Source organism: Nocardia elegans NBRC 108235, assembly GCF_001612845.1.
GTDB classification, from domain to species: Bacteria; Actinomycetota; Actinomycetes; order Mycobacteriales; family Mycobacteriaceae; genus Nocardia; species Nocardia nova.
The window spans coordinates 1-22,252 of the sequence record NZ_BDBF01000015.1 but is presented as its reverse complement, the minus strand read 5'-3'; the positions used below and the strand labels follow the sequence as shown (position 1 = coordinate 22,252).

The window sequence follows — 22,252 nt, the reverse complement described above, 5'->3', positions numbered from 1 at the left end:
GGTGGTCCGCACGGTCCTCGGTGGTAACGCAGGCTGCCGCCGCCGGGCCGCGCTCGCACCACTAGAGATATCACTCGGGGCACGATCTACGGTGCGGTTCTGCCGATCTCGAGGTAAGCCAGCGACACTCCGCCCTGACCCCAGCCGCAACTGGTGATCCACAGATCGCCGTCGTCGATCACCTCGGCGGCATGCGCGGCGATGTGGCCGACACGGTCGTCGATCCGGAAGTGGTAGGGACTGTCGCCGCGGAACACGTCGGTGCCGACGTAATCGGGTCGCGGGCCGATGAACAGATACCAGGATCCGTTGTGGGACAACACGAACGGTGATTCGGTATTGCCGGCCTCGGTGCCCGACGTGGGGTCGGTGAACGCGATGCGCCGCTCGCTCCAGGTGCGCAGATCGGTACTCGTGCGGTATGCGACCACGTAGTTGCCGCCCGTCGGCGAACTCGTCGCGGCGTAGTACATCACCCAGCGGCCGTCGATCCACACGACCATGGGATCGCGGGCGTCGTACCCGTCGCGAAACACCGGCCCGGTCGGTTCGCGGGTCCACTCGAACAGGTCGTCGGAGGTGGCCACACAGATCGCCGCCGCGGTGCGGTCGTCACCACCGCCCGCGTAGAACATGTGGTAGCGGCCGTCGGCGCGGATCACGTACGGCGCCCACAGATGCGTCTCGCCGTAGTCGCGGTCCACCACCAGAGCCGACGGGTGTTTGGTCCACGGGCCCTGCAGATCGTCGGCACCGGCGTGGGCGAATTCGATCTCGTCGAACGGATCCGCCGGTTCGGGATGGGTGATGCCGAACAGGTGCCAGCGGCCCGATTCGTCGCGAACGATGGTGTGGTCGTTGATGTACCACCGCTGCGACTCGCCGGCGCTCGGGTCGTAGATGGTGTGGAAACGCCCGGCTCGAACGCTCACCATCTGGCGTGCCGATCGCCCAGGACGAGCAGGCTCGATCTCGGTCATCTGCCACCGTTCTCCTCAGTCGCGTTCGCCGTACCAGGTGTGAAGCTGCTAGGGACGCCTACTGCGGATCGGCTCTGCCCGCAGCTCCGGCCGACACGAGATTCAGCCGGGCAGGCCACTCACCTCGCAGGCCGGTGAACGACCGTCTCGGCATCCCATGACACGGTAGATGACACCGCGATGGAGAGCGGCCACATCGCGCTGCACTGCGCCGACAAGATTCACCACCCACTCGCAGTCGCCCTCACCCCGATCGCCCGGCGTCAGTCGCGAATCCGTGCGGGTGGCGGAATCGGCGACACCATCCCCATCGGTGGGGACAATCTCGGTATCGCCGCTTCCGAATAGACTGCGCCGCATGCGGACAGCGATGACGCTCGACAGCGGCCAAGTCGTGAGTTATGTCGACCACGGCGGTTCCGGCCCCGCCGTACTGCTGTTGCACAGCTACCTGATGGACGCGGACATGTTCGCCCCGCAGGTACGTTCGCTCGGCCAGTCCTACCGGCTGATCGCCATGGATGAGCGCGGCCACGGCGAAACGCCCGCCGACGGCCCCTTCACCTATTGGGACGTGGCCCGCGACGCACTCGGATTGCTCGACCACCTCGGAATCGCCCGGTGCGCGGTGCTGGGTACGAGTCAGGGCGGATTCATCGGTGTGCGAATGGCACTCCTGGCACCGGACCGGGTGGCCGCGCTGGTGTTGCTCGGAACGTCGGGCGCCGCCGAGGACCCGCAGGTCGCCGACGCCTACCGGCAGGCCGCTGCCGCATGGCGGGAACTCGGTCCGACGCAGGACCTGCTCGACATGAACGCCGCCATCTGCCTGGGCCGCCGCGACGCAACCGAGTGGCAGGCCAAGTGGCGCAAGCTTTCCGGAGATCACATCGACCGCGTCCTGACCCCACTGGTCGAGCGGGACAGCATCCTCGACCGAGCTTCCGAGATCGACTGCCCCGCCCTGGTCCTGCACGGGTCGGCCGACGCCGCCTATCCGGTGGACCGGGCCGTCGAGTTGGCCGCGGCATTACCCAACGCCGGACCGCCGGTGATCGTCGACGGCGGCGCGCACTTCCTCTCGCTCACCGATGCGAACGCCGTGGAACCGCACCTGCTGGAATTCCTGTCGAAGTCGCTACCCGGGTGATCCCGAGCCTCCGTGGACCCGCGCAGCAGCCGGCGCGACCGGTTGCGTTGCCGATCGCTGACCTGCCTCGCCTACCGGCCCCGGAAGCGACTCTCTGCGCGTCCCCGCAACATCAGTGCCGGCGGACGAGGTGGATCACTCGTGGATGGAGACCTTGTTCTTGTAGAAGGCGACGTGACCTTCTATGTTGGCCGCCGCCCGTTTCGCCTCGGGGTAGTACCACGCGGCGTCGACGAGGGGATTTCCGTCACCGACATCCACGGTGTAATAGCTCGCACGACCCTTCCACGGGCAGCTGGTGTGCGTCTCGGTGGGTGTGAAGTACTCCTTCTTGATCGATTCCGGCGGAAAGTAGATATTGCCCTCCACTGTTTCGTAGTGGTCGGACTCCGCGATGGTGACACCGTTGACCGTTGCCTTTGCCATGCTTCTATTCTGCCCCGGTCGGCGAGCGGGTCCCAGCGGCGAACAGCTGGTCAAGTGGCACTGTGGTTCCACGAGGAGGAGGTCCTCGAGGGCGGCACCCGCTTCGACCACCTCGACGTGTTCGTCTGGTCGTTTCTGCGCTACCGCGCGGTGCGCGCGGGCCGCCTCGATGTCGACGCCGTGGAGGCCGATTTCCGTCCCTCGGCCAGGACGGCGCACTGGCACCGCAGCTCGGCCTGTCGCGCCTCATGTCGCGATCGTGATTCGACGCGGTCGAGTAGCTGCCCGGGGCCGTGCCGGTCACGGTCGTGCGGTGTGGTCCGGTCGTCCGCGGGTGCGACGCTGTTCCTTCATCTCCGCTTCGAAGACGTGGCGCCGGCCTTCGACAAGCTGATCGCGCACCGTGCGTTCCATGTCGGCGAATGCCGCGTAGTACCCGTCGTCGTATTCCTCCACGATCTGAAACGTCCATCGCCCCGGCAGCACGTTGCGACCGATCAACTCGCTTCGCACCCGCTCCGCCAAGTCCGGGCGGCCCGCGGCGACGAGCTGATCGACAGCGCTGTCCAACAGCAGATCGGCACGACCGGTCAGGCGGTGAAATGCGTACAAATTCCCACGCGCCTGTTCGATCGTCTCCAGCGCTTCGGACAAGGTCCCGGCCGCCCGGACCGCGTCGTCGCCGGCATCACCGGGACGACGATGCCGGGCCGCGGGCTGCTCCTCGGTGGCCAGGTCGCTGTCCGCGACCTCTTGTGTGTCGTTGGTCATGCAGTGGCTGTACCCACACACTTCATTTCGATGCATAATCGATGCATTCAGTTTTCGGCCCTCCGACGGCGGAGTATCGACCACACCTGAAACGGGCATTCGAGGGGGACCGGGGCGATATGCAGGCATGTTCCGTCTGTCGTGGGCGCGGGCTCTCAGGATCACGTCCATCGCCGTTGTCGGCACCGTGGGTGTGGCGGAATGAGTTTGGTCCAGAAATCGTGGCGAACCGCGTCCCATAGCGTGTTCATTTCCGGAAATAGTTCTCGCGCTTGCGCGAGATCCGGAAATTCCTCGGGGCCGAAGGACACGATCGGCGTGGCGCCGGATGCCTCGTGCACGGCCACGATCGAGATCAGGTGGCTCTGGAACAGCGACCATGTCGCCCGCAATCCGTCGGCTTCGGTTCTTCGGGTGTCATCCATTGTTGTTCCCACGGTGCTCAGGTGCGATAAGTGTGGGCAACCAATGCCGAACGCAGGTGCCACAGCCCGCTCGCCTGGGTGGTATCGAACCCCGTGAGCTGCCCGATCCGCTTGAGCCGGTAGTCCACGGTGTTGATGTGTACGTTCAGTAGCCGCGCGGTGCGTTGGCGGTTCATGTTGTGCGTGATGTGGACCTGCAATGTCTCCAGCAGTTCGGGATGCTCGTCCAGTGGATCGAGCAGCGACCCGAGATGTTCGCGGCCGGGGCCGGGGCGGGTGAGCTGATATTCCAGAGCCAGGTCCTCGAAGTGATACAGGCCCGGCATCGATCCCAGCCGGGAGACGACGTCGAGCAGTTCGTGGGCTTGATCCGCCGCCGTGGGCAGGGTGTCGGTAGAGGCGGTGACCATGGTGGCGGTGATGGGTACGCGCGCCGCCCGCGACAGATGCCCGACGAGTTCCTTTACGGCGCCCTCGGTGATGTGATCGGCGGGGATGAGCAGGGTGCCGCCGTCGATCGACAGCAACGACAGCACGGTGTCGTCGCAGCGGAGGGCCAACTCTGCCTGCAGGCGCCGGAGTTTGCGGCGCGCGACGACCTTCGCGTCCAGCATCGGGTTGGATTCGTCCGGGTGGGAAGGAATGGCGAGTGCCAATACGCGATAGCGGTCGGCGATGTCGATGCCACACTCGCGGGCCATCGTGGATGTGGGGTGCCCGCCGAGCAGTGCCGAGGTGAGCGTGTGCACCGCGGTGTGGTGCTCCGACACGACCGCGCGCAGTTCGCGTACATAGGCTACCGAGACCGCCGTGGTCATGGTGTCGAGCATCTCGACGACGAGTTTGGCGGCATCGAGGATGCTCTCGTAGTCGGCAGTGCTGAGAGCGCGCATCGGATCGATGTCGGCCGTGCCGGAGGCACGCTGTTTGGCCAAGGCGGTGGACACCACCAGGTCGAAGCCGATCTTGAAGCCTTCGTGGATGGCGTGGTGAATCGTCCCAATGGGCACGCCCTCGCGAGCCCATTGACCCGCGGCGTTCTCGAGCCGGCCGGTCTTCTCCGGGATGTTGCTGCCGTCCAGCATGCTGACTGCCAGCTCCAAGCACACGCGGGTGATGGTGGTGATGTCGCCGTGGATCGCGTCACCCGGCAAGGTGCCGCAGGGGGCGACGGTTTGGACGAAGTGCCTGACCATCTGCCGTGACAGGGCCCGCACGTCTTTCAACGGCAACGACATGGGGCGCCCGGATATGGTGAGGCCTTGCTGGTATGGAGAGGTGGCTGACATGGTCGAACTCCTTCCCTCCCCGTCGACTTGTGCTATTGCGCCAGCGTAGCCAGCACAAGATTCGGGAGGAAGGATTACTCGACGTCACGTGATGTTTGGGATCATCAGCCAGCAGGCGATAGTGGTAAACCACAAACAGGTCGGCTGGACTGCAACCTTGCCGCCGAACGCCAGGCCCGGCGACTCGATCGTCCCGGAAGACTGCGCCGCAACTCTCGAAATCCGACCGGATCTCCGCACAACTCCCACAGCAGAGGCATCACAGCCCGAATTCATGGTCGGACAGGACATCCTGGAATCGCCTCGCATACGCTTCGCGAAGCAGCTGCGACTCCGCCAGCAGGGCGCCGAGGCGGTCGGGGGCGATCGGCTCGGTAATGCCGTCCACAGCTCGCAGGTCGCTGATCTGTCTCGCGGTCTCGAGCTCGGCGAGCTCCCAGGAGCTGGGGGTCCGAGAATCGTCTTGCAGCATTCCTGCCAGGGAGTAGCAGGCGACCAGGACGTCGAAGCATCGCGAATCGCCGGCATCCGGCTCGTTCCACGTCCTCACGACGTAATCCGCTATCGAGACCACATCGATGTACCAGGCCGCGACACCGTCGGGCTCCTCGAAAGGCAGATCGTCAGCGCCGAGAATGTCGCGGAATCGCGTGGCCAGGAGCTCCGGGCCGATCCGCGGTGGGGCGCCGACCGCGCGAGCGCGACAGTATTCGAGTGAGTCGTCGATGAGCCGGCAGAGTCCGGCGACCTCGCGGTCGGCCTGATCGGTGGCGGCGAGAACGGCCGCCCGATTCAGGCACAGGGTAGCGACCAGCGCGCGTTGGAATGCATCGGCCGACACCACCAAGCCTCGCACGAGATCGTCATCGAACATGCCAACCATCTCCCACGCTTGTCCGATCGTTCCCCCACCGGCTCCGAGAGCGATCTACGACGTCGCCCCAGAGGACTCACGCAAAGATACTTGACCAGCGTCATATCGCCGCCGTAATGGGCGAGCACACGGCGATCCATCATCTTGCGCCACGGCGGTGGCATCAATGCCGGCTCGATCATGGTGGCGTAGCCGTACGACAGCTGCGGGGACTCTTCGGAGGTGCGCAGAGTCTGGAGCTACCTCCCGGGGCATTCACTCGGTGCCGGTTCACCGCGCAACCGCCCGTCGATCCATTCGCTGAGTCCCGGATAGCTGGTGACGTAACTGCTCAGGTGTTCGCCGGGCACTGTGCGGAAAACGGCCGGAACGCCGCGGCTGCATTGTTCGCCGTACATACGCTGAGCGTCCTCCAGGGGGATCCAGGGATCCCACGCGCCGTGGTAGATATACAGTGGCACGCCCGACTTCCGGTCGGACAAATCCAGTTGGCGATACAAATGTTCGGCGACCGGACTGTCGAGTGAGTTGCTGATATTCGTCGCCACGTCCATCGGGATCCCGATCACGCCGAGCGGTCCATCGGCGTCACCACACAGATCCCGCGTCGGCGACGTCGTCACCCACTGCGCGAGATGATTCATGTATTGCAGCAGCTCCGGATGTTCGCGCGCGATCGCCGTCGACACCGACATCAGAATTCCGGAGGCGACCCACCCGTTGAACCGGTGGGCGATATTTCGGAGGTCGGCGGCCAGCCCACCCGAGGCCACACCCGTCAGAACGTCCGACAGATCCGGCGCGTACTCGCTCTGCAACATCGCGGTGGCATACGCGGCGATCGCTCCGCCCGAGTAGCCCTCGACCACATAACGGCTGTTACCGAAGTCCGGCAAGGCATTTCGCACGGCGCGAATAGAATCGAGCATCATGTGCCCGGCCACATTCGGCTCGCCGTACGCCATCAGCGGGCCCTCATGGTCGGGCAGGAGAACCGCGTGACCTTGGTTCAGGGCCGACCAGATGGCCGGCAGAAACCAGACCAGGTCCGTGTTGGTCCGATCAAGGATGTCGTGCGACAACTGATAGCCCGGCGTGCAGTGCAACCCGAGTGCGTTGATCGGCATCGCGTTCACCTCTACCGGTCGAGGCCCCGGACCGTTCCACGAGGCCGCCGGGACGATCAATGTGGCAGTGCCGAAGGAGGGCGTGCCCGTCGCCGAGGTGGAGCGAAACTTCAACAGCACCGCCTGCTGGATCGGTACCGTCATATGCTGCGCGGTCGTCGCCGTCACGTCACGCGACTCGATGATCTGCCCCGGCTCCAGCGCGGCCAGATTCGCAGGCCAGGCATCGAAGGTCTGATCCCCGGTCGGCGACGACAATATCGCCCGCCACAGCGCCGCCTGCTGATCACCGGCGGACTGCTCGGGGCCGGCGGTCAACTGCGGCGGCTTGATGTTCTGGTCGATCCAGGTCTGCAGTGGGGAGGGCGGGGGATTTCCGGGCGACTGCGGGATCGGCCCGATGGGCGGGCCTTCGTCCGCCCGAGCCGACTGTTCGCCCAAACACGCACTAGCGACGAGAACAGTGACCACTGCTGCCAGAAACCCTCTCACAAGCCACATCCTTTGTTCGGACGAAACTGCCGGGAGTCTCCCCTGCCGGGGGTTGCGCGAAGCGACTTTAGCAAGCGCCTGCGATCCTGACCACGAAAGCGGGTTGCGAAATCGACACACAATCCGCGGTCGCGCAAATATCAGTGCTCTGAGCGGGAAACAGTGACTGAAGTGCGACGGAACTACTCGATGCGACGGAACTACTCGGCGGCCGCTGATGAGTGGCGACGCCGACGGTTGTGGAAAATCTCGATGTCGTCGAGGTGTGCGTTCACGAATCGAAGTGAATCGTGCATTTCTGGCGGTCGAGCAGTTCGATCTGCGTCGAAAACCATAACGATTCCGTCATCGCGTTGTCCGGACCGTCGCCAACGGTGCCGAACAATGCCGCAGAGCGGATCTCCTCGCCGTAAACCCACGAGGTGAACCAACTCGCGGTGGCGCGACTACTTCGGCCGCGATTCCCGAGGCTGATCCTCGGCTCTGCGCCACCCGAAACCGAGGGCGGCGACGAAGGAGTCAACAACAGCAAACCCACAGGCCACACCGGTTCGCCGAACAGAACCGGCCGGTCATCAGTCGCATCGGGTTCATGCGATCGCCCAGTAGGTGGCGTCGGCACGAGCCCTGCCCCGGCCACGTGATCGGATCCCCCGCCGGGCATGAGGCACGGCCCGATGTTCAGGGCAGGGCCATCACGGCCAGCAGGACGACCAGAAGCGAGACCGCGACCGTGATGTGGCTGCGCCGGTAATGGGTCGCCAATACCGCGACGAATTCGCGCAAGAAAGCGGCGGGCAGGAAATAGGCGGCGGTCCGAGACCCCAGGACCTGGGCATCGATACCGAGGCGGCGGGTCAGCCCGGCCGTCCGGAGAACGTGAAAGTTACTGGTTACCACCGTGATCCGCAGCTGCTCCGGATCGATACCGCGCCGGTTCAGCTCGCGCAGGCAATTACGCAGATTCTCGGCGGTATTGCGCGAGTGCCGTTCTCGGACGATAGCGTGTCCGCTGACGCCGCGGGCGGTGAGGTAGCGCGCCATCGCGTCGGCTTCGGTCGTCGCCTCGTCGGGACCCTGTCCACCGCAGGTGACCAGGATCGGCCGGCGGCCGGACCGCAGCGCTGTGCGGTAGGCGTCGATACCTCGGTCCAGTCGGGCGGCCAGCAGCGGCGTGACGGATCTGCGATTCAGGCCGCAACCGAGAATCACGACCGCATCGGCTTCGGGACGAGCCGCCAGGCTGCCGTAGATCAGTGCGTAGCCGCCGAACGCGATCAGATGCGCCACGAAATAGACCGCGACCGCGGCGACCAGAACGATGGACTGAATGGCCCAGCCCGGCATCGCCGGACCGGACGCGACCGTGACGACCGCGGCCACCGCGCCGATCAGGCCGGCCCCGAGCACGACCGGCAACGCGGTGGTCGCCGCGAACCCCTCCCGTGACATCAGCTCGATTCCGTTGACCAGCAACGCGATACCGGCCACAGCGAACGGAGCCGTGAGTACTACGACCACCCCGAACGACGAAGGCGCGCCGGGACCGAGTCCGACGACCGCGGTCGCGCCGCCGACGCCGAGCAGGGTGACCGCCGCCAGCAGGACGAATCCCGTCGAGAGCCGGCGAGGCTCCAAGGCCACGCGGATCGCCGCGATGAATGCCAGGACCGCCCCGCTCGCCACCAGAAGCCCGCCGATCGACAAGTACGTCGCCGTCTGCATCCGCCCGAGACTCCTTCCGGCCCCTGCCGGGCCGCCGCGCCGAAGACACTCCGAAGTCGTCGGCGCGACGAGAAATCCGCGGCGACCGGTCGACGTACCGACGATTTCCCGTTTCGGAGCGCCGGAAACAGATCAGCGGGGCGGACTTACCCACCACTCCGCCGACATCGGGATTCGGGCGAGTTGGCCCGGAGACCACGGGATTCCGCGTGAACACGACCGGTGCCCACGCCTTCGAGCAGGCTGTAGGCGGGTTCCCCACGCCGGCATCCTCCTGATCCGGCCGTCGCCGGGTCGCGAGAGTCGTTCGGCGAGAACGTAAGCCGACTGTATGGTTGCGGCGGGTGAGATTCGACCAGACCAGCCGAGGCCAAGTGAATCGCCAGCATCGCACGCCTGACGGGCGAGGACGAGGGACAGCACTTGGCGGGCGTGCCAAGGCGTCATGGTTGTCGGCTGGACGCGACGCACTCGAATTCGGGCCGACGACGTGCCGACGGCGATCGAAGACGAACGGTCCCTCATCCTTTTCGCACCGACATGTCTCGCAGATGTACCGGCAGGAAGGCGCGGACTACGACCGCCGGCTACGGGGCATGCGATTCCAGTCGACGTTGCTCGCCACGGACCACGTCTCGTTGACGTCGTCGCGCGCCCATTCGACGATGTCACCGTCGGCGCGGACGTCACCGGTGAGCCAGAACGCTTCGTCGGGTGCCCATCCCGCGATCACCGACGCCGTGTCACCGTCGACATCGATCGCGATGCCCGCAGCCGCGAGATAGCCGGCGACGGTGAGGTGCACTCCCCCGTACTCCTCGGCTACGGCATGCCAGTCGGGCACAACCCACCGTCCGTCGCGGCCCGTGGTGCGGTACCAGTCGTGGCGTTTCTGCGCCGTGACCTCGAGCGGGAACCGCTGACACAGATGCGCCCAGGCGGCGGCGGCGTCGATTTCGAACGTATCGATGTCTCCCGGGATGACCTGTCGCCGAGCCCAGGCACGATTCTCACCCGCGGAGTCCTCGACGAACCACAGGGACGCGGGCGAACCGTCATCGAGTGTCCGCGTGGAGGACGCAACACCGAGCGGCGACGACCACCACACGCCGGAGTAGGCGGCCCTCGGATCGGTGGGGCGTTCCCGCGCCGCGCGTTTCTCCTCCGCAACAACCCGGTGTAGCCACGTGGTGAGCACTTTCCCGACCGAACGAACGCTGTTGTGTTGCTTGCTCCATCGCAATGACCACTGCTCGTCGCGAACGACGCCGGTGGTCCACCACCGAGCGTGCTCCGACGCACTGATGTGTTCGGCGACGCGTCGCAGTTCTCGAAGCATCGGTTCCGTCATGGCGAGAACATCTTCGCCTTCGGGCTCCTGCCAGTACCGGGCCGAGTCGGTGGTCGCCGCGAGGACGGTACGCAAGTCCTCTCTCGTCACATCAGGCAGCGGCACGTCCGCCAGCCGTCGCGCCACTTGTTCGGGTGGGACACTCGGGAGGGGTTGGTCGGCGCCGGGCCCGTAGATGACGCGTGTGGTCTCGCTTCCCGCATCGAGTTGGTGAGCGGCGTAGAACACTCCGGAGCAGAAGGAGTCCTGCGTGTGTTCGAGGCGCGCACGCTCGTCGGCGATGCGCGCGTACTCGAGGAGAAGACGACGACCACGCGGGCCCGCCAGCAGTGCCTCGGTGAGCGTCACCGGAGTCTCCCGTGCCATCATGAATCCAGTAGATCACCACCGCTGCGTCGACTTCGATCGAACGGCGGTACCGGCAAGCCTATCTGGATCGACGCAGGTTGGGCTTTGTTGCGCCACTTCATGGTTGACGATTCGAGCGGTGGTTCGATCGCAGAGGTCTCAGACCGCGTGATCGGATCACCCCGTCCGGGGTGAGGCACGGCCCGATGTTCAGGGCAGGGCCATCACGGCCAGCAGGACGACCAGAAGCGAGACCGCGACCGTGATGCGACTGCGCCGGTAATGCCCGCTTCACACCACGGCCAGGCCCTGGCACGCGGAAACGCCGGGCGTCGGAAAGTGGTCAGAGGCTCAGCACGCTGCTTCCGAGGCTGAGAACACTGCTGCCCGCACTGAGCAGCAAGCTGATGATGCTTTGAATGTCCATGTCCGATCTCTTTCCATCCGAGGAATCTAGGTCAGGCTCCGAAGACGGATGATCCCCCACCACCGCCGCCCAGGTCCGGCGAACCTTCCCATCAATGGCGAATCGCTCGGACGAGCGGTCCTCAGGCGGGCCTATTGGGGTTCCGGGCTGGCCCGTAAAGCCCGGCCGCCGGTGGCCACCAACGAGATCGCCCCGGCGACGAGGCGAGTGCGGCTGTCGTACTAGCGGTTTCATCAAATGGCACCACTCGATGCGGTCACCCTCCGCGATCTCCTCGCCCACGCAGCACGGTCTCCGCGTGCGCACGAGACGACTGCGAGTATTTCGGCCCCAGACTCGACTTGCAATGCCGACCGGTCGCCTACTACTCCCCTGCCGACTTCAAGAAGATCCCACAGAGCCCGAACCCGAGGAACCGGAAACGAGCGCGGAGCAGTCAACTGGACGCACACGATCCGCTGGCTGGACCTGTCACTGGGTTTGCCTGTGACTGTGCGCGAGAAGGTCGTCGGCCAGCAGCTTGAACGACTCGCGTCGGTCGCTCGGGTCGTAGAGGTCAGTCTTGATCAGAAGTTCATCCGCTTCGGTGGCCTCTGCCAAGTCCTGCAAGCGCGTCAACACGGTCGCCGGCGACCCGATGAAGACCCCGTCCAGTTCGTCTGCGGCCGCCCGCCGGGTCGCATACCCGTAGTGTTCGGCGGTCTGCGGGCTGGGTAAGCGTATCGGCTGTCCCTCTTTTCGCCGTGAGATCTTCATCCTCAGTGATCCGGAAAGCCACTGCGCGCGCTCGTCGCTTTCGGCGGCGATCACTGCCACGCTGATCATGGTCCGCGGCGCCGGGCACAATGTTGACGGCTGAAAAGCTTGCCGGTAGACGTGGGTGGCCGCGATCGTGTTACGCGGTTGAAGGTGGTGGGCCGCGGCGAAAGGAAGACCGAGAGCACCGGCGACCCGCGCGGTGTAGTCGCTGCTTCCGAGCAGCCAGATTTCGGGCCGGTTCCCTTCAGCAGGCACTGCCGTGACGCGGTCCTCGATCTGTTCGTCGAACAGCTCCAGCAGTTCCCGGATCTGGTCTTCGAAGGGCGTCGCTGCCCGGTCGTGGGGGCTGCGGATGCGGTCGGTGACCTCGCGCGGCCCACCCAGGGCCCGTCCGAGTCCGAGGTCTATCCGCGCAGGGTGAAAGGTTTCCAGCGTGCCGAATTGTTCTGCGATCACGATGGGCGAGTGGTTCGGTGTCATGACACCACCGGCTCCTACCCGCATGTGGTGGGTCATCGATGCGACACGGTCGATGATGACTGCCGGTGCGGCACTGGCTACTCCACGCATTCCGTGGTGCTCGGGTATCCAAAAGCGGTGGTAGCCGAGACCGTCGACGAACTGCGCCAGCTCGACGCACTCACGCAGTGCCTGGCTTGCGTTCGAGCCTTGCACGATCGGCGCCGTATCCAGGACCGAAAACCGAAGCGCGGTCCGACGTTTCGTCATGAGAAGTACCTTTCCGCCGTGCGACGCGCAAACTCGACAACTCTCGACTGACCTCGGCCCGGTCAGCGTGTCGCTTCCTTGTTCGGCGCTCAGATGAGCCCTGCGAAGAGATCGTCTTCCGGTGTCGGCGCCCCAGTGACATCGAATGCGCGAATGTACTCTTCCACGGCGAAGACGGTGGGCCAGAGTTCCTCCGGAACTTTCGCGGTCGTGCAGGTGTGGATCTGGCTGGCGTGGGAAACAGTGCCGACCGCTTCCTGGACACGACCGAGCGGATGTCGACGCGCGCGGCCACGTGGTCATCGATACCGTCGGTGACCGCGCGCCGGCTGCGGTCGGGTTCGGGATAGTCGATTCCCGCATCGCGCAGAGCATTTCGCAACCGCGTCCGTGACGCCGGGCGCCCGGAATTTCAGCGGCGCCTCGAGGAACGAGATCGCCAGCACCATGCCGAGCCAGCAGAAACCGAGCGCGATGACAACGGCCCCGGCGGTGGTCATGCCGCGGATCCGGACGGCGCCTGCGCGGGTGTGGCGCCGGTGGTGTCGGTGGTGAGATGGGCCAGGCACAGATCGGGAGTGACGAACGGCTCGAGCCGCCGAACGGCGACCGGTGCGGCGCGGCCCTCGAGCACGCCCTGCATCAGGCCCAGATGGATCGGGCACACCACGCTCGCACGAGTTTCGGCCAGGTCCAGGAACGGGCAGTGCCGCAACCGGATCTGCGGCTGATCATCGGCGGTGTCGGGTTCGGGATCGAAGCCGACCTCGTCGAGCACCCGCACCAACTCCCCCACCGCCTGCTCGGCGGTCGGCGTCGCAACGCCCATGTCGTGGGCCATCTCGCGGCCCCAGCGGCGCCCGGCCTCGGCGGCGCGGGCCGACGGCTCGGGGTCGGCGGCCAGCTCGGCGGTGAGGATATCGGCGAGCAGCCGGTAGTTACGTGGCCCGGCCGGGTCCATCCCACGATGGGCGCGGAACATCTGTGGCGGACGGCCCGGCCCGGTGCGCGGGTGTTCGACCCGCTCGGCTTGCCCGGCCTCGACCAGCGCCTCGAGATGGAAGCGCACCGTATTCGGGTGCAGCCGCAGGTGCGTGGCGATATCGACGATGCTCAACGCATCACTGGAACCGCGCAATACCGCGAGCACCTCGCCGCGACGCCCACCACCGGCTCGGGCCGGCGTGGCACGGGAGCGGGGCGGTGTGGTGGCGGATGGTTTTTGGCGTGTCATGGCTGACCACTCCGTGTCGGCAGCGCGGCGACCAGCGGAGTATCGACTCCGACGGGACCGAGTTTCGCTGCGCCGCCGGGGAATCCGAGCGGCTGGTCGCGTCCGGGCAGGGTTTCGGTGAAGAAGGCGGCGTTGTCGTCGAGATAGGGCTCGAGTTCGGCGGGAAGGTCCTGCTCGTAGTAGATCGCATCCACCGGGCACACCGGCACACACGCGCCGCAGTCGACACACTCGTCGGGGTGGATATACAACGACCGGCCGCCCTCGTAGATGCAATCGACAGGGCACTCCTCTACACACGCCCGGTCCATCACGTCCACACAGGGCTCGCCGATTACATATGCCATACCTCTATTTATACATCGAAATATTGTATAAACTAAGCGACGGGTGACCCACCCCACCGGATCTCTCGGTGCCGACCATCAACACGGGGATCGATTGTCTCTCCGCGGTGTCTCACTCGCCGCCGCCTGCGGCGATGGGCCGGGTGATCTCGATGCGGTGACGGCCAGGCTCGCCACCCGCCATGTGTACCCGTCGAGGACGTCGAACCGAGAGGGGATTCACCGTTGTCTGCAGCACCGGCGCGAACCATGCCCGCTGTCGAGGCCGAACGTCCGTTCCCGGCGCGAATGGGCCCGAAAGGTGCGGCGATCTGGAAGCGCTACGGCGAGGTGGTCACCGCCGACGATCCGAGCGACCGGCATTCGAACTGCATTACCCACACATGATCGAGCGTATGCGCGCCGAATCACACGTCGGCTGGGGGTCTGCGAACCGCACCTCCCACCCCGTCACCGTGGCCACAGTCCACGCAGAGCACGATGGCCGCGCCCCGGGGACAGTCCAGCAATCCGATACCGGGAGCGAGTCCGATGGCGAGTCGTGAATTCCGTCGCTGCGCCGAGCGTCCGAGGTGCGGGGGCATCGAGGCGGGAGAGATGAGAGGTGGGTTCACATGGCAGCAAACGTGACGTCGTATGTCATGCGTGTATCGGACCTGGATCGTTCTGTACGCTTCTACTGCGAGGTGTTCGAGTGCTCGCAAGTGCTGCGCGAACCGGACGCCGCGCTGCTGCTGACGCCCTCCGGTTTCCAGTTGTATCTGAGTCTGAGCCGCCATCACGGCGGGCTGCCCATCGGCGGGATCGGTGTCGAACAGATCGTCTGGTCAGCCGACAGCGAAGCGGAGCTTCACCGGATCGAGAGCCGGCTGCGTGACCACTACAAGAGCACATACACCCACACCCGCAACGGAATCACCTTTGTCGACAGTGTCGATCCGGACGGCATCCGCGTGCTGATCACCCACCCGACTCCCAAGCAGCTTCCCCGCGAGGTCATCGATGAACGGTTCCGGTGAAGCCTGCGATCACCGAAGTCACACGGGCCCTGATGTTCACGCGTTGACCTGTCCCGGGAGCGGCCGGCAAATCCTGTGGACTAGTGCGCCGTTCGCTTCATCTCGGAGATTCGACGTCACTGACGCGGTGACCAGCTGTAGGGTCGAGACCGTCGCACAGCAAGATCAGGTGCAAGATCCGAGGGTGGTGGTCGGATGGCAATCCCCGAATCCAACGATCACGAGCGTCTCGCATCGCTCCTTCCCGCCGGTGAACCGGTCGAGTCGATGCTGCGCACCGCGCAGTTCTTCACCGCCGGCACGCCATCGCACGACTTTCGCGAGGTGCATCATGCCGGAGGGCGGGCCGCCGAGGACTTCTATCGGGAGCGTTGGCGCCATGACAAGGTGGTGCGCTCCACCCATGGGGTGAATTGCACCGGGTCGTGCTCGTGGAAGATCTACGTCAAAGACGGCATCATCACCTGGGAGACCCAGCAGACCGACTATCCGTCGGTCGGGCCCGACTCGCCGGAATACGAGCCGCGGGGCTGTCCGCGCGGTGCCTCGTTTTCCTGGTACACCTACTCACCCGCGCGGGTGCGCTACCCGTATGTACGGGCGCCGTTGCTGGAACTGTGGCGCGAGGCTCGCGCACGGCTCGGCGATCCGGTGCGCGCCTGGGCCGAAATCATCGGCGACCCAGCGAAATCCGCGCGCTACAAGTCGATGCGCGGCAAAGGTGGTTTCGTGCGGTCGAGCTGGTCGGAGGTGAGCGAGCTGATCGCCGCCGCGCACGTCCACACCACCAAGGAGTACGGGCCGGACCGGATCGTGGGCTTTTCCCCGATTCCGGCGATGTCGCAGGTCTCCTACTCCGCGGGTACTCGGTTTCTGTCGATGATCGGCGCGACGATTCTGTCGTTCTACGACTGGTACGCCGACCTGCCGCCGGCGTCGCCGCAGGTGTTCGGCGACCAGACCGATGTGCCGGAGTCCGGTGACTGGTGGAACTCGTCGTATCTGATCATCTGGGGCACCAACCTGCCCATCACCCGCACACCCGACGCGCATTTCATGACCGAGGCGCGATACCGCGGTCAGAAGGTCGTCGTGGTCAGTCCCGACTACTCCGATCACACCAAATTCGCCGACGACTGGCTGGCCGCAGCGCCCGGAACGGACGGTGCTCTCGCGATGGCGATGGGGCATGTCATCTTGTCCGAGTTCTTCCGCGACAGACAGGTTCCCTATTTCACCGACTACGTCAAGACCTACACCGACCTACCGTTTCTCGTGACGCTGCGCGAAGGCGACGGCGGCTACGTCGCCGACGGTTTCCTCACTGCGGCCGACCTGGGTGGTGACGCTGCGGAAGCCGAGGGCGCCGCACATCGAACGGTGGTGCTCGACGCGGCCACCCGGCAGCCCCGTATCCCCAACGGCAGTCTGGGATTTCGCTACACGGAGGCCGGAAAAGGCCGGTGGAACCTCGATCTCGGCGACATCGATCCGTCACTCACCCTCTACGACATGCGCGGTGAGTCGGTGCCGATCCTGTTGCCGCGCTTCGATACCGGCGCCACCGAGGGCGGAGATGTCGTCACCCGCGGGGTTCCGGTGACTCGTATCGCCGGCCGGGTGGTGACGACCGTGTTCGATCTGCTGATGGCGCAATATGCAGTACGGCGCACCGGACTTCCCGGTCGGTGGCCGACCGGATACGACGACGCCGCTGAGCCATACACCCCGGCCTGGCAGGAGCACATCACCTCGGTTCCCGCGGCAGCCGCGATCCGAGTGGCTCGGGAATTCGCGCGCAACGCCGAGTTGTCGCAGGGCCGGTCGATGATCGCGATGGGTGCGGGCACGAACCACTGGTATCACTCGGATCAGACCTACCGCAGCTTCTTCACTCTGACGATGTTGTGTGGTTGCCAGGGCGTCAACGGCGGCGGGTGGGCCCACTACGTGGGTCAAGAGAAGGTACGGCCGCTGACCGGGTGGCAGCAGGTCGCGTTCGCGCTGGACTGGCAGCGCCCGACCAGGCATATGACGGGAACGTCGTTCTTCTACCTGCACAGCGACCAGTGGCGTTACGAGGGCTTCGATGCGGGTGAACTCGCCAGTCCGCTCGGCCGCGGCATCTTCGCGGGCCGCACCTTCGCCGACTGCATCGCACAGGCGTCCAGGCTTGGGTGGACGCCTTCGTTTCCGACCTTCGATCGCAACCCTCTCGATCTTGCGGACGAAGCGGCGGAGGCCGGTATGCCGGTGCGCGACTACGTCATTCGCGAGGTGGAGGCGGGGCGGTTGCGGTTCGCCGGCGAGGATCCCGACGACCCACGCAATTTTCCGCGGGTGCTCACGGTGTGGCGGGCCAACCTGCTCGGCTCGTCGGGCAAGGGGATGGAGTACTTCCAGCGGCACCTGGTCGGGTCCGACGACGCGGTTCGCGCCACCGAGGTCGCCGAGGACGCCCGCCCGGCCGACGTGGCGTGGCGCGAGGAGGCTCCGCGCGGAAAACTCGACCTGCTCACCACGATCGACTTTCGTATGACGAGTACATGCACGTTCTCCGATGTCGTGCTGCCCGCGGCGACCTGGTACGAGAAGTACGACATTTCCACTACCGACATGCACCCGTTCGTGCACTCGTTCAACCCGGCGATCGCCCCGCCCTGGCAAACGCGCACCGATTTCGAGGCGTTCACCCTCATCGCCGAAGAGTTCTCACGCCTGGCCGCGACCCATCTCGGCACGCGCACCGATGTCCTGGCGGCGCCGCTCACCCACGACACTCCGGATGAGACCGCTCAGCCCGGCGGCCGCGTCAACGACTGGCGTGCCGCGGGCTCATCGCCGGTGCCCGGCAAGAACTTTCCGAAGCTGATCACCATCGAGCGCGACTACGCCGCCGTGGCAGGGAAGATGCGCGCGCTCGGTCCGCTGGTGGACACCCTCGGCACCACCGTGAAGGGCATCACCTGGGTGCCCGAGCGTGCGGTGGAGTACCTGCGCCACGCCAATGGTGTCGTGCGTACCGGTGTCGGTGCCGGGCGGCCGTCGCTGGCTCGGGACGTGCACATGGCCGAGGCGATCCTTGCCTTGTCGGGGACGACCAACGGCACCGTGGCGGTTCAGGCGTGGCGGGCGCTCGAGGCCCGCACCGGACTCCGGTTGGCCGACCTCGCCGAGGAACGCGAGGGAGACCACATCAGCTTCGCTGACACTCAGACCCAGCCCCGCGCGGTGATCGCCTCCCCGGAATGGTCCGGATCCGAGGCCGGCGGGCGGCGGTATTCACCGTTCGTCGTAAATATCGAGCGCCGCAAGCCTTTTCACACGTTGACCGGGCGTATGCACTTCTTCCTCGACCACGAGTGGATCGCCGAATACGGCGAGGGGCTGCCGACCTACCGTCCACCGCTGGACTACGCCCGGCATTTCGGCGAGCAGGGCCTGGCCGAGAAGGGCCGCCCCGAGGTCACCGTGCGCTACCTGACCCCGCACTCGAAATGGTCGATTCACTCCGAGTATCAGGACAATCTGCACATGCTGCGGTTGTTCCGCGGCGGCCCGGTGATCTGGATGAGCCCGGTCGACGCCGCGAAAATCGGTGTGGCCGACAATGATTGGATCGAGGCGTTCAACCGCAACGGTGTCGTCACGTGCCGGGCGGTCGTCACGCATCGGATGCCGCAGGGCACGGTGTTCATGTACCACGCCAAAGACCGGCAGGTGATGACACCGCACTCGGAGCTCTCGGGCTGGCAGGGCGGTTCGGACAACTCGTTGACCAGGCTGGTGGTCAAGCCGACCCACCTGATCGGCGGATACGCCCAATTGTCGTACGCGTTCAACTATTACGGGCCGACCGGCAATCAGCGCGACGAGGTAGCGGTGATCCGGCGCCGCAGCCAACAGGTGCAGTACTGATGCGAAGATTTCGACTTCAGGAAAGGCGGTAGCCCGCGATGCGACCGATGGCTCAGGTGGCGATGGTCATGAACCTGGACAAATGCATCGGCTGCCACACCTGCTCGGTGACCTGCAAACAAGTCTGGACCAACCGGCCCGGCACCGAGTACGTGTACTTCAACAACGTCGAAACCAAGCCCGGTGTGGGCTACCCCAAACGGTATGAGGACCAGCAGCAGTGGCGTGGCGGCTGGAGCCTGGACCGCCGCGGCCGGCTACGACTGGCAGCGGGTGGACGAGTCCGCAAACTGCTGACGATGTTCTACAACCCGGACCTGCCCAGCATCGACGACTACGGCGACCCGTGGACCTACGACTACCGGACCGCGTTCAACGGCCCACTCGGCAAACCGAACCCCAGCGCACATTCGATCTCCTCGCTCACCGGCCGCGACATGAACCTGCTGTGGGGATCGAACTGGGAAGACGATCTGGCCGGAGCACCGGAGAGCGCTCCCGCCGACCCCAACCTGGCCGGTCTCGGCGAGCGGGTCAAGATGGAGTTCGAGCAGGTGTTCATGTTCTACCTGCCGCGCATCTGCGAACACTGCCTGAACCCATCGTGCGTGGCCTCGTGCCCGTCGGGGGCGATGTACAAACGCAGCGAGGACGGGATCGTGCTCGTCGACCAGGACCGCTGCCGAGGCTGGCGGTTCTGCGTGTCGGGCTGTCCCTACAAGAAGGTGTATTTCAACCATCGCACCGGCAAGGCCGAGAAATGCACACTGTGTTTCCCGCGCATCGAGGCTGGACAGCCCACCATCTGTTCGGAAACCTGCGTGGGCCGGTTGCGCTACCTCGGGCTGATCCTCTACGACGCCGATAAAGTCCTGGCGGCCGCCACCACCACCGACCCCCAGGATCTGTACGAAGCGCAACTGGATGTTTTCCTGGACCCGAACGATCCCGAGGTCATCGCCGCCTGTGAGGACGCAGGTATTCCGGCCGACTGGATGGCGGCCGCGCGCCGCTCGCCGGTCTACGCGCTGGCGGTGCGGCATCGGGTAGCGCTGCCGCTGCATCCGGAATACCGCACCCTGCCGATGGTTTGGTACATCCCACCGCTGTCCCCGGTCGCCGACGTCGTCCACGCCGCGGGATACGACGCACACGATCCGGACCGGGTGTTCGCCACCATCGACGCGCTGCGCATCCCGCTCGAATATCTGGCCAACTTGTTCACCGCGGGCACTGTCGGTCCGGTGCGGGCGGCGCTGCGCAAACTCACCGCGATCCGAGCGTTGATGCGGGCCGCTCAGTTGGGCCTGCCGCCGGAGGACAACCTGGCGGGCAGTGTCGACGCTCAGGTCGCCGATCTCGAAGACCTGTACCGTCTGCTCGCGATCGCCAAATACGATGACCGCTATGTGATTCCGCAGGCTCATGCCGAGGACGCCGGACGGCTGCAGTCCCAGCACGAGCAGCTGTTCTGCAGCCTCGACACCGATGGCGGACCCGGCATGGGCGGCGCCGGGCCGGCCGACATCGCCGGATTCCACCCGCCCGAGCACGTCGGCGACAAACGAACCTTCCGCGCCGACGACGGCAGAGTCCACTTCAACCTACTCGGCTGGAACGGCACCGGCCCCGCCCCGCAACTGTTCCCCGACGGAGGCACCTCGTGAGGCCGCCCGCAGACCGAGTCGGGGTCTACAAGCTGGCTTCGGCCCTTTTGACCTATCCGACCTTGTCGTTGATCGCCGGTGTGGATGAACTCGACGCCGCGGCCGCCGCGACCCCGCGCGCCTCACGCGAGCCATTCGAGCGGTTCCTGGCCTGGTTGCGCTCAACCCGACCCACCGAGGTCGCCGAGCACTACGTCGCCACATTCGATCTACGCCGTCGCTGCGCGCTGTATCTGACCTACTACCGCCATGGCGACACCCGCATGCGTGGTATGTCGCTGCTGGAATTCAAAACCGCTTACCGCACAGCGGGATTCGAACCGGCAACCACCGAATTGCCGGACTATCTGCCGCTGGTGCTGGAATTCGCCGACCTGCACCCGCGCGGCGAGGCGCTGCTGCGCCGCCATCGCGCCGACCTGGAATTGCTGCACCGCGCACTGGCGAGCACCGACACCCCCTACGTCGAGGTCATCGAGGCCGTCGCCGCCCGCCTGCCCGCGCTGAGTCGCCGCGAACGCGTGCTGGTCGGGCGCGCGTGGGAGGCCGGCCCGCCACGAGATGACGTCGGCCTGGCTACCACGATGCCCGACGAACTCAGCGCGCCGTTCGCGCCGCCCGAATACCTCAGCGGCAGCAGCGATTCCGGAGCCGGAGTCCGTACCGCACTGCCCATCGTCGAATCGGTGACCAGCTCTCGGGAGGGCCGCGAGTGAACGATCCCAGCGCATTCGACTACATATGGTGGGTCGGGCTGCCCTACCTGGCCATCGGAATCTTCGTCGTCGGGCATATCTGGCGCTGGCGCTACGACAAGTTCGGCTGGACCAGCCGCTCGACCCAGCTGCAGGAGCAGCGCTTGCTCAAATGGGGTGCGCCGATCTTCCACTACGGCACGTTCGCCGCCATCGCCGGTCACGTCATCGGCATCCTGATCCCCGAATCGTTCACCCGCTGGCTCGGCATCCCCGAGCCGGCCTACCGATGGTTCTCCGCTGGTGCGGGCACGGTCGCTGCGGTTTTGGTCATCGGCGGGATCATCGTGCTGGCCGGGCGGCGGATGCTGGTGCCGCGGGTGCGGGCGACCACGACGCCGATCGACTATGTCGCATTGGTGCTGCTGCTGCTCGTGGTGATCACCGGGGTTGTTCCGACGATCTTCGTCAACCTCATCGGCGCGGGATACGACTACCG

The 22,252-nt window shown here is 65.8% G+C and carries 19 protein-coding genes and 3 pseudogenes; 9 read left to right on the top strand and 13 right to left on the bottom strand.

What is annotated here, in order from left to right:
* Positions 1-86: 86 nt before the first annotated feature.
* Entirely contained in the window at positions 87-980 is an 894-nt protein-coding gene (locus tag NE2_RS12470) for a family 43 glycosylhydrolase (RefSeq protein ID WP_106958408.1), read from the bottom strand.
* A 180-nt stretch (positions 981-1,160) separates the two neighbouring features.
* Between NE2_RS12470 and NE2_RS36240 the strand changes: the two genes are divergently transcribed.
* The gene (locus NE2_RS36240) at positions 1,161-1,328 is read left to right on the top strand and encodes a hypothetical protein (RefSeq protein ID WP_167356732.1); all 168 of its coding nucleotides are present in this window, start codon (positions 1,161-1,163) and stop codon (positions 1,326-1,328) included.
* 10 nt (positions 1,329-1,338) lie between these two features.
* Positions 1,339-2,130, top strand: a complete 792-nt coding sequence (locus NE2_RS12465) for an alpha/beta fold hydrolase (protein WP_167356731.1) — start codon at positions 1,339-1,341, stop codon at positions 2,128-2,130.
* 135 nt (positions 2,131-2,265) lie between these two features.
* Here the strand turns inward: NE2_RS12465 and NE2_RS12460 are convergent, their stop codons facing one another.
* The 12 genes and pseudogenes from NE2_RS12460 to fdxA all read right to left on the bottom strand — a co-directional run bounded on the left by NE2_RS12460 (position 2,266) and on the right by fdxA (position 14,454).
* The gene (locus NE2_RS12460; RefSeq protein WP_063026081.1) at positions 2,266-2,556 is read right to left on the bottom strand and encodes a DUF427 domain-containing protein; all 291 of its coding nucleotides are present in this window, start codon (positions 2,554-2,556) and stop codon (positions 2,266-2,268) included.
* Positions 2,557-2,856: 300 nt separating this feature from the next.
* The gene (locus tag NE2_RS12455) at positions 2,857-3,327 is read right to left on the bottom strand and encodes a hypothetical protein (RefSeq protein ID WP_063026080.1); all 471 of its coding nucleotides are present in this window, start codon (positions 3,325-3,327) and stop codon (positions 2,857-2,859) included.
* Positions 3,328-3,769: 442 nt separating this feature from the next.
* Complete coding sequence (locus NE2_RS12445; RefSeq protein ID WP_063026078.1) at positions 3,770-5,041, bottom strand: PucR family transcriptional regulator; 1,272 nt, start codon at positions 5,039-5,041, stop codon at positions 3,770-3,772.
* 259 nt (positions 5,042-5,300) lie between these two features.
* The gene (locus NE2_RS12440; protein WP_063026077.1) at positions 5,301-5,915 is read right to left on the bottom strand and encodes a hypothetical protein; all 615 of its coding nucleotides are present in this window, start codon (positions 5,913-5,915) and stop codon (positions 5,301-5,303) included.
* Between the two features lie 47 nt (positions 5,916-5,962).
* Positions 5,963-6,151, bottom strand: a pseudogene (locus tag NE2_RS37660) (alkane 1-monooxygenase); the annotation flags it as partial.
* 3 nt (positions 6,152-6,154) lie between these two features.
* Positions 6,155-7,483 carry a lipase family protein gene (locus NE2_RS12435; RefSeq protein WP_063026076.1) on the bottom strand — a complete coding sequence of 443 codons (1,329 nt, stop codon included), beginning with the start codon at positions 7,481-7,483 and terminating at the stop codon, positions 6,155-6,157.
* Positions 7,484-7,749: 266 nt separating this feature from the next.
* Positions 7,750-7,961 (bottom strand): annotated as a pseudogene (locus tag NE2_RS37050) (IS3-like element ISAar24 family transposase); the annotation flags it as partial.
* A 254-nt stretch (positions 7,962-8,215) separates the two neighbouring features.
* Positions 8,216-9,259, bottom strand: a complete 1,044-nt coding sequence (locus NE2_RS12430; RefSeq protein ID WP_063026075.1) for a YdcF family protein — start codon at positions 9,257-9,259, stop codon at positions 8,216-8,218.
* A gap of 574 nt (positions 9,260-9,833) precedes the next feature.
* A complete protein-coding gene (locus tag NE2_RS12425) occupies positions 9,834-10,979 on the bottom strand; it encodes a hypothetical protein (RefSeq protein ID WP_063026074.1) in 1,146 nt (381 codons plus the stop codon).
* 877 nt (positions 10,980-11,856) lie between these two features.
* Positions 11,857-12,873 (bottom strand): LLM class flavin-dependent oxidoreductase, encoded by a 1,017-nt coding sequence (locus tag NE2_RS12420; protein ID WP_063026073.1) that lies wholly within the window; start codon positions 12,871-12,873, stop codon positions 11,857-11,859.
* Between the two features lie 496 nt (positions 12,874-13,369).
* Complete coding sequence (locus NE2_RS12415; protein WP_084493992.1) at positions 13,370-14,107, bottom strand: helix-turn-helix transcriptional regulator; 738 nt, start codon at positions 14,105-14,107, stop codon at positions 13,370-13,372.
* A complete protein-coding gene (fdxA, locus tag NE2_RS12410; protein WP_063026071.1) occupies positions 14,104-14,454 on the bottom strand; it encodes a ferredoxin in 351 nt (116 codons plus the stop codon). Before fdxA ends, NE2_RS12415 begins: the two co-directional genes overlap by 4 nt.
* Before the next feature lie 225 nt (positions 14,455-14,679).
* On the opposite strand from fdxA, the gene NE2_RS35650 reads away from it, so the two are divergent.
* From NE2_RS35650 to narI, 7 genes and pseudogenes are all read left to right on the top strand, one after another.
* The gene (locus NE2_RS35650) at positions 14,680-14,841 is read left to right on the top strand and encodes a hypothetical protein (RefSeq protein ID WP_157110934.1); all 162 of its coding nucleotides are present in this window, start codon (positions 14,680-14,682) and stop codon (positions 14,839-14,841) included.
* Positions 14,793-14,999: pseudogene (locus NE2_RS37045) on the top strand (cytochrome ubiquinol oxidase subunit I); the annotation flags it as partial. The gene NE2_RS35650 and the pseudogene NE2_RS37045, both read left to right, overlap by 49 nt.
* 69 nt (positions 15,000-15,068) lie before the next feature.
* Positions 15,069-15,473 (top strand): VOC family protein, encoded by a 405-nt coding sequence (locus NE2_RS12405; protein ID WP_063026070.1) that lies wholly within the window; start codon positions 15,069-15,071, stop codon positions 15,471-15,473.
* Positions 15,474-15,668: 195 nt separating this feature from the next.
* Positions 15,669-19,391, top strand: coding sequence for a nitrate reductase subunit alpha (locus NE2_RS12400; protein ID WP_063026069.1), 3,723 nt, complete (start codon positions 15,669-15,671; stop codon positions 19,389-19,391).
* A 38-nt stretch (positions 19,392-19,429) separates the two neighbouring features.
* Positions 19,430-21,058 (top strand): nitrate reductase subunit beta, encoded by a 1,629-nt coding sequence (narH, locus tag NE2_RS12395; RefSeq protein WP_063026068.1) that lies wholly within the window; start codon positions 19,430-19,432, stop codon positions 21,056-21,058.
* Entirely contained in the window at positions 21,055-21,774 is a 720-nt protein-coding gene (gene narJ / locus NE2_RS12390; protein ID WP_063026067.1) for a nitrate reductase molybdenum cofactor assembly chaperone, read from the top strand. Before narH ends, narJ begins: the two co-directional genes overlap by 4 nt.
* On the top strand, positions 21,771-22,252 hold a 482-nt coding region (narI, locus tag NE2_RS12385), incomplete at its 3' end, for a respiratory nitrate reductase subunit gamma (RefSeq protein WP_063909375.1). The genes narJ and narI, both read left to right, overlap by 4 nt.

What these genes read in the sequence shown, in the direction of transcription:
- NE2_RS12470 (WP_106958408.1), bottom strand. Translation starts at nt 980, where the DNA reads ATGACCGAGATCGAGCCTGCTCGTCCTGGGCGATCGGCACGCCAGATG.
- NE2_RS36240 (WP_167356732.1), top strand. Translation starts at nt 1,161, where the DNA reads ATGGAGAGCGGCCACATCGCGCTGCACTGCGCCGACAAGATTCACCAC.
- NE2_RS12465 (WP_167356731.1), top strand. Translation starts at nt 1,339, where the DNA reads ATGCGGACAGCGATGACGCTCGACAGCGGCCAAGTCGTGAGTTATGTC.
- NE2_RS12460 (WP_063026081.1), bottom strand. Translation starts at nt 2,556, where the DNA reads ATGGCAAAGGCAACGGTCAACGGTGTCACCATCGCGGAGTCCGACCAC.
- NE2_RS12455 (WP_063026080.1), bottom strand. Translation starts at nt 3,327, where the DNA reads ATGACCAACGACACACAAGAGGTCGCGGACAGCGACCTGGCCACCGAG.
- NE2_RS12445 (WP_063026078.1), bottom strand. Translation starts at nt 5,041, where the DNA reads ATGTCAGCCACCTCTCCATACCAGCAAGGCCTCACCATATCCGGGCGC.
- NE2_RS12440 (WP_063026077.1), bottom strand. Translation starts at nt 5,915, where the DNA reads ATGTTCGATGACGATCTCGTGCGAGGCTTGGTGGTGTCGGCCGATGCA.
- NE2_RS12430 (WP_063026075.1), bottom strand. Translation starts at nt 9,259, where the DNA reads ATGCAGACGGCGACGTACTTGTCGATCGGCGGGCTTCTGGTGGCGAGC.
- NE2_RS12425 (WP_063026074.1), bottom strand. Translation starts at nt 10,979, where the DNA reads ATGATGGCACGGGAGACTCCGGTGACGCTCACCGAGGCACTGCTGGCG.
- NE2_RS12420 (WP_063026073.1), bottom strand. Translation starts at nt 12,873, where the DNA reads ATGACGAAACGTCGGACCGCGCTTCGGTTTTCGGTCCTGGATACGGCG.
- NE2_RS12415 (WP_084493992.1), bottom strand. Translation starts at nt 14,107, where the DNA reads ATGACACGCCAAAAACCATCCGCCACCACACCGCCCCGCTCCCGTGCC.
- fdxA (WP_063026071.1), bottom strand. Translation starts at nt 14,454, where the DNA reads ATGGCATATGTAATCGGCGAGCCCTGTGTGGACGTGATGGACCGGGCG.
- NE2_RS12405 (WP_063026070.1), top strand. Translation starts at nt 15,069, where the DNA reads ATGGCAGCAAACGTGACGTCGTATGTCATGCGTGTATCGGACCTGGAT.
- NE2_RS12400 (WP_063026069.1), top strand. Translation starts at nt 15,669, where the DNA reads ATGGCAATCCCCGAATCCAACGATCACGAGCGTCTCGCATCGCTCCTT.
- narH (WP_063026068.1), top strand. Translation starts at nt 19,430, where the DNA reads ATGCGACCGATGGCTCAGGTGGCGATGGTCATGAACCTGGACAAATGC.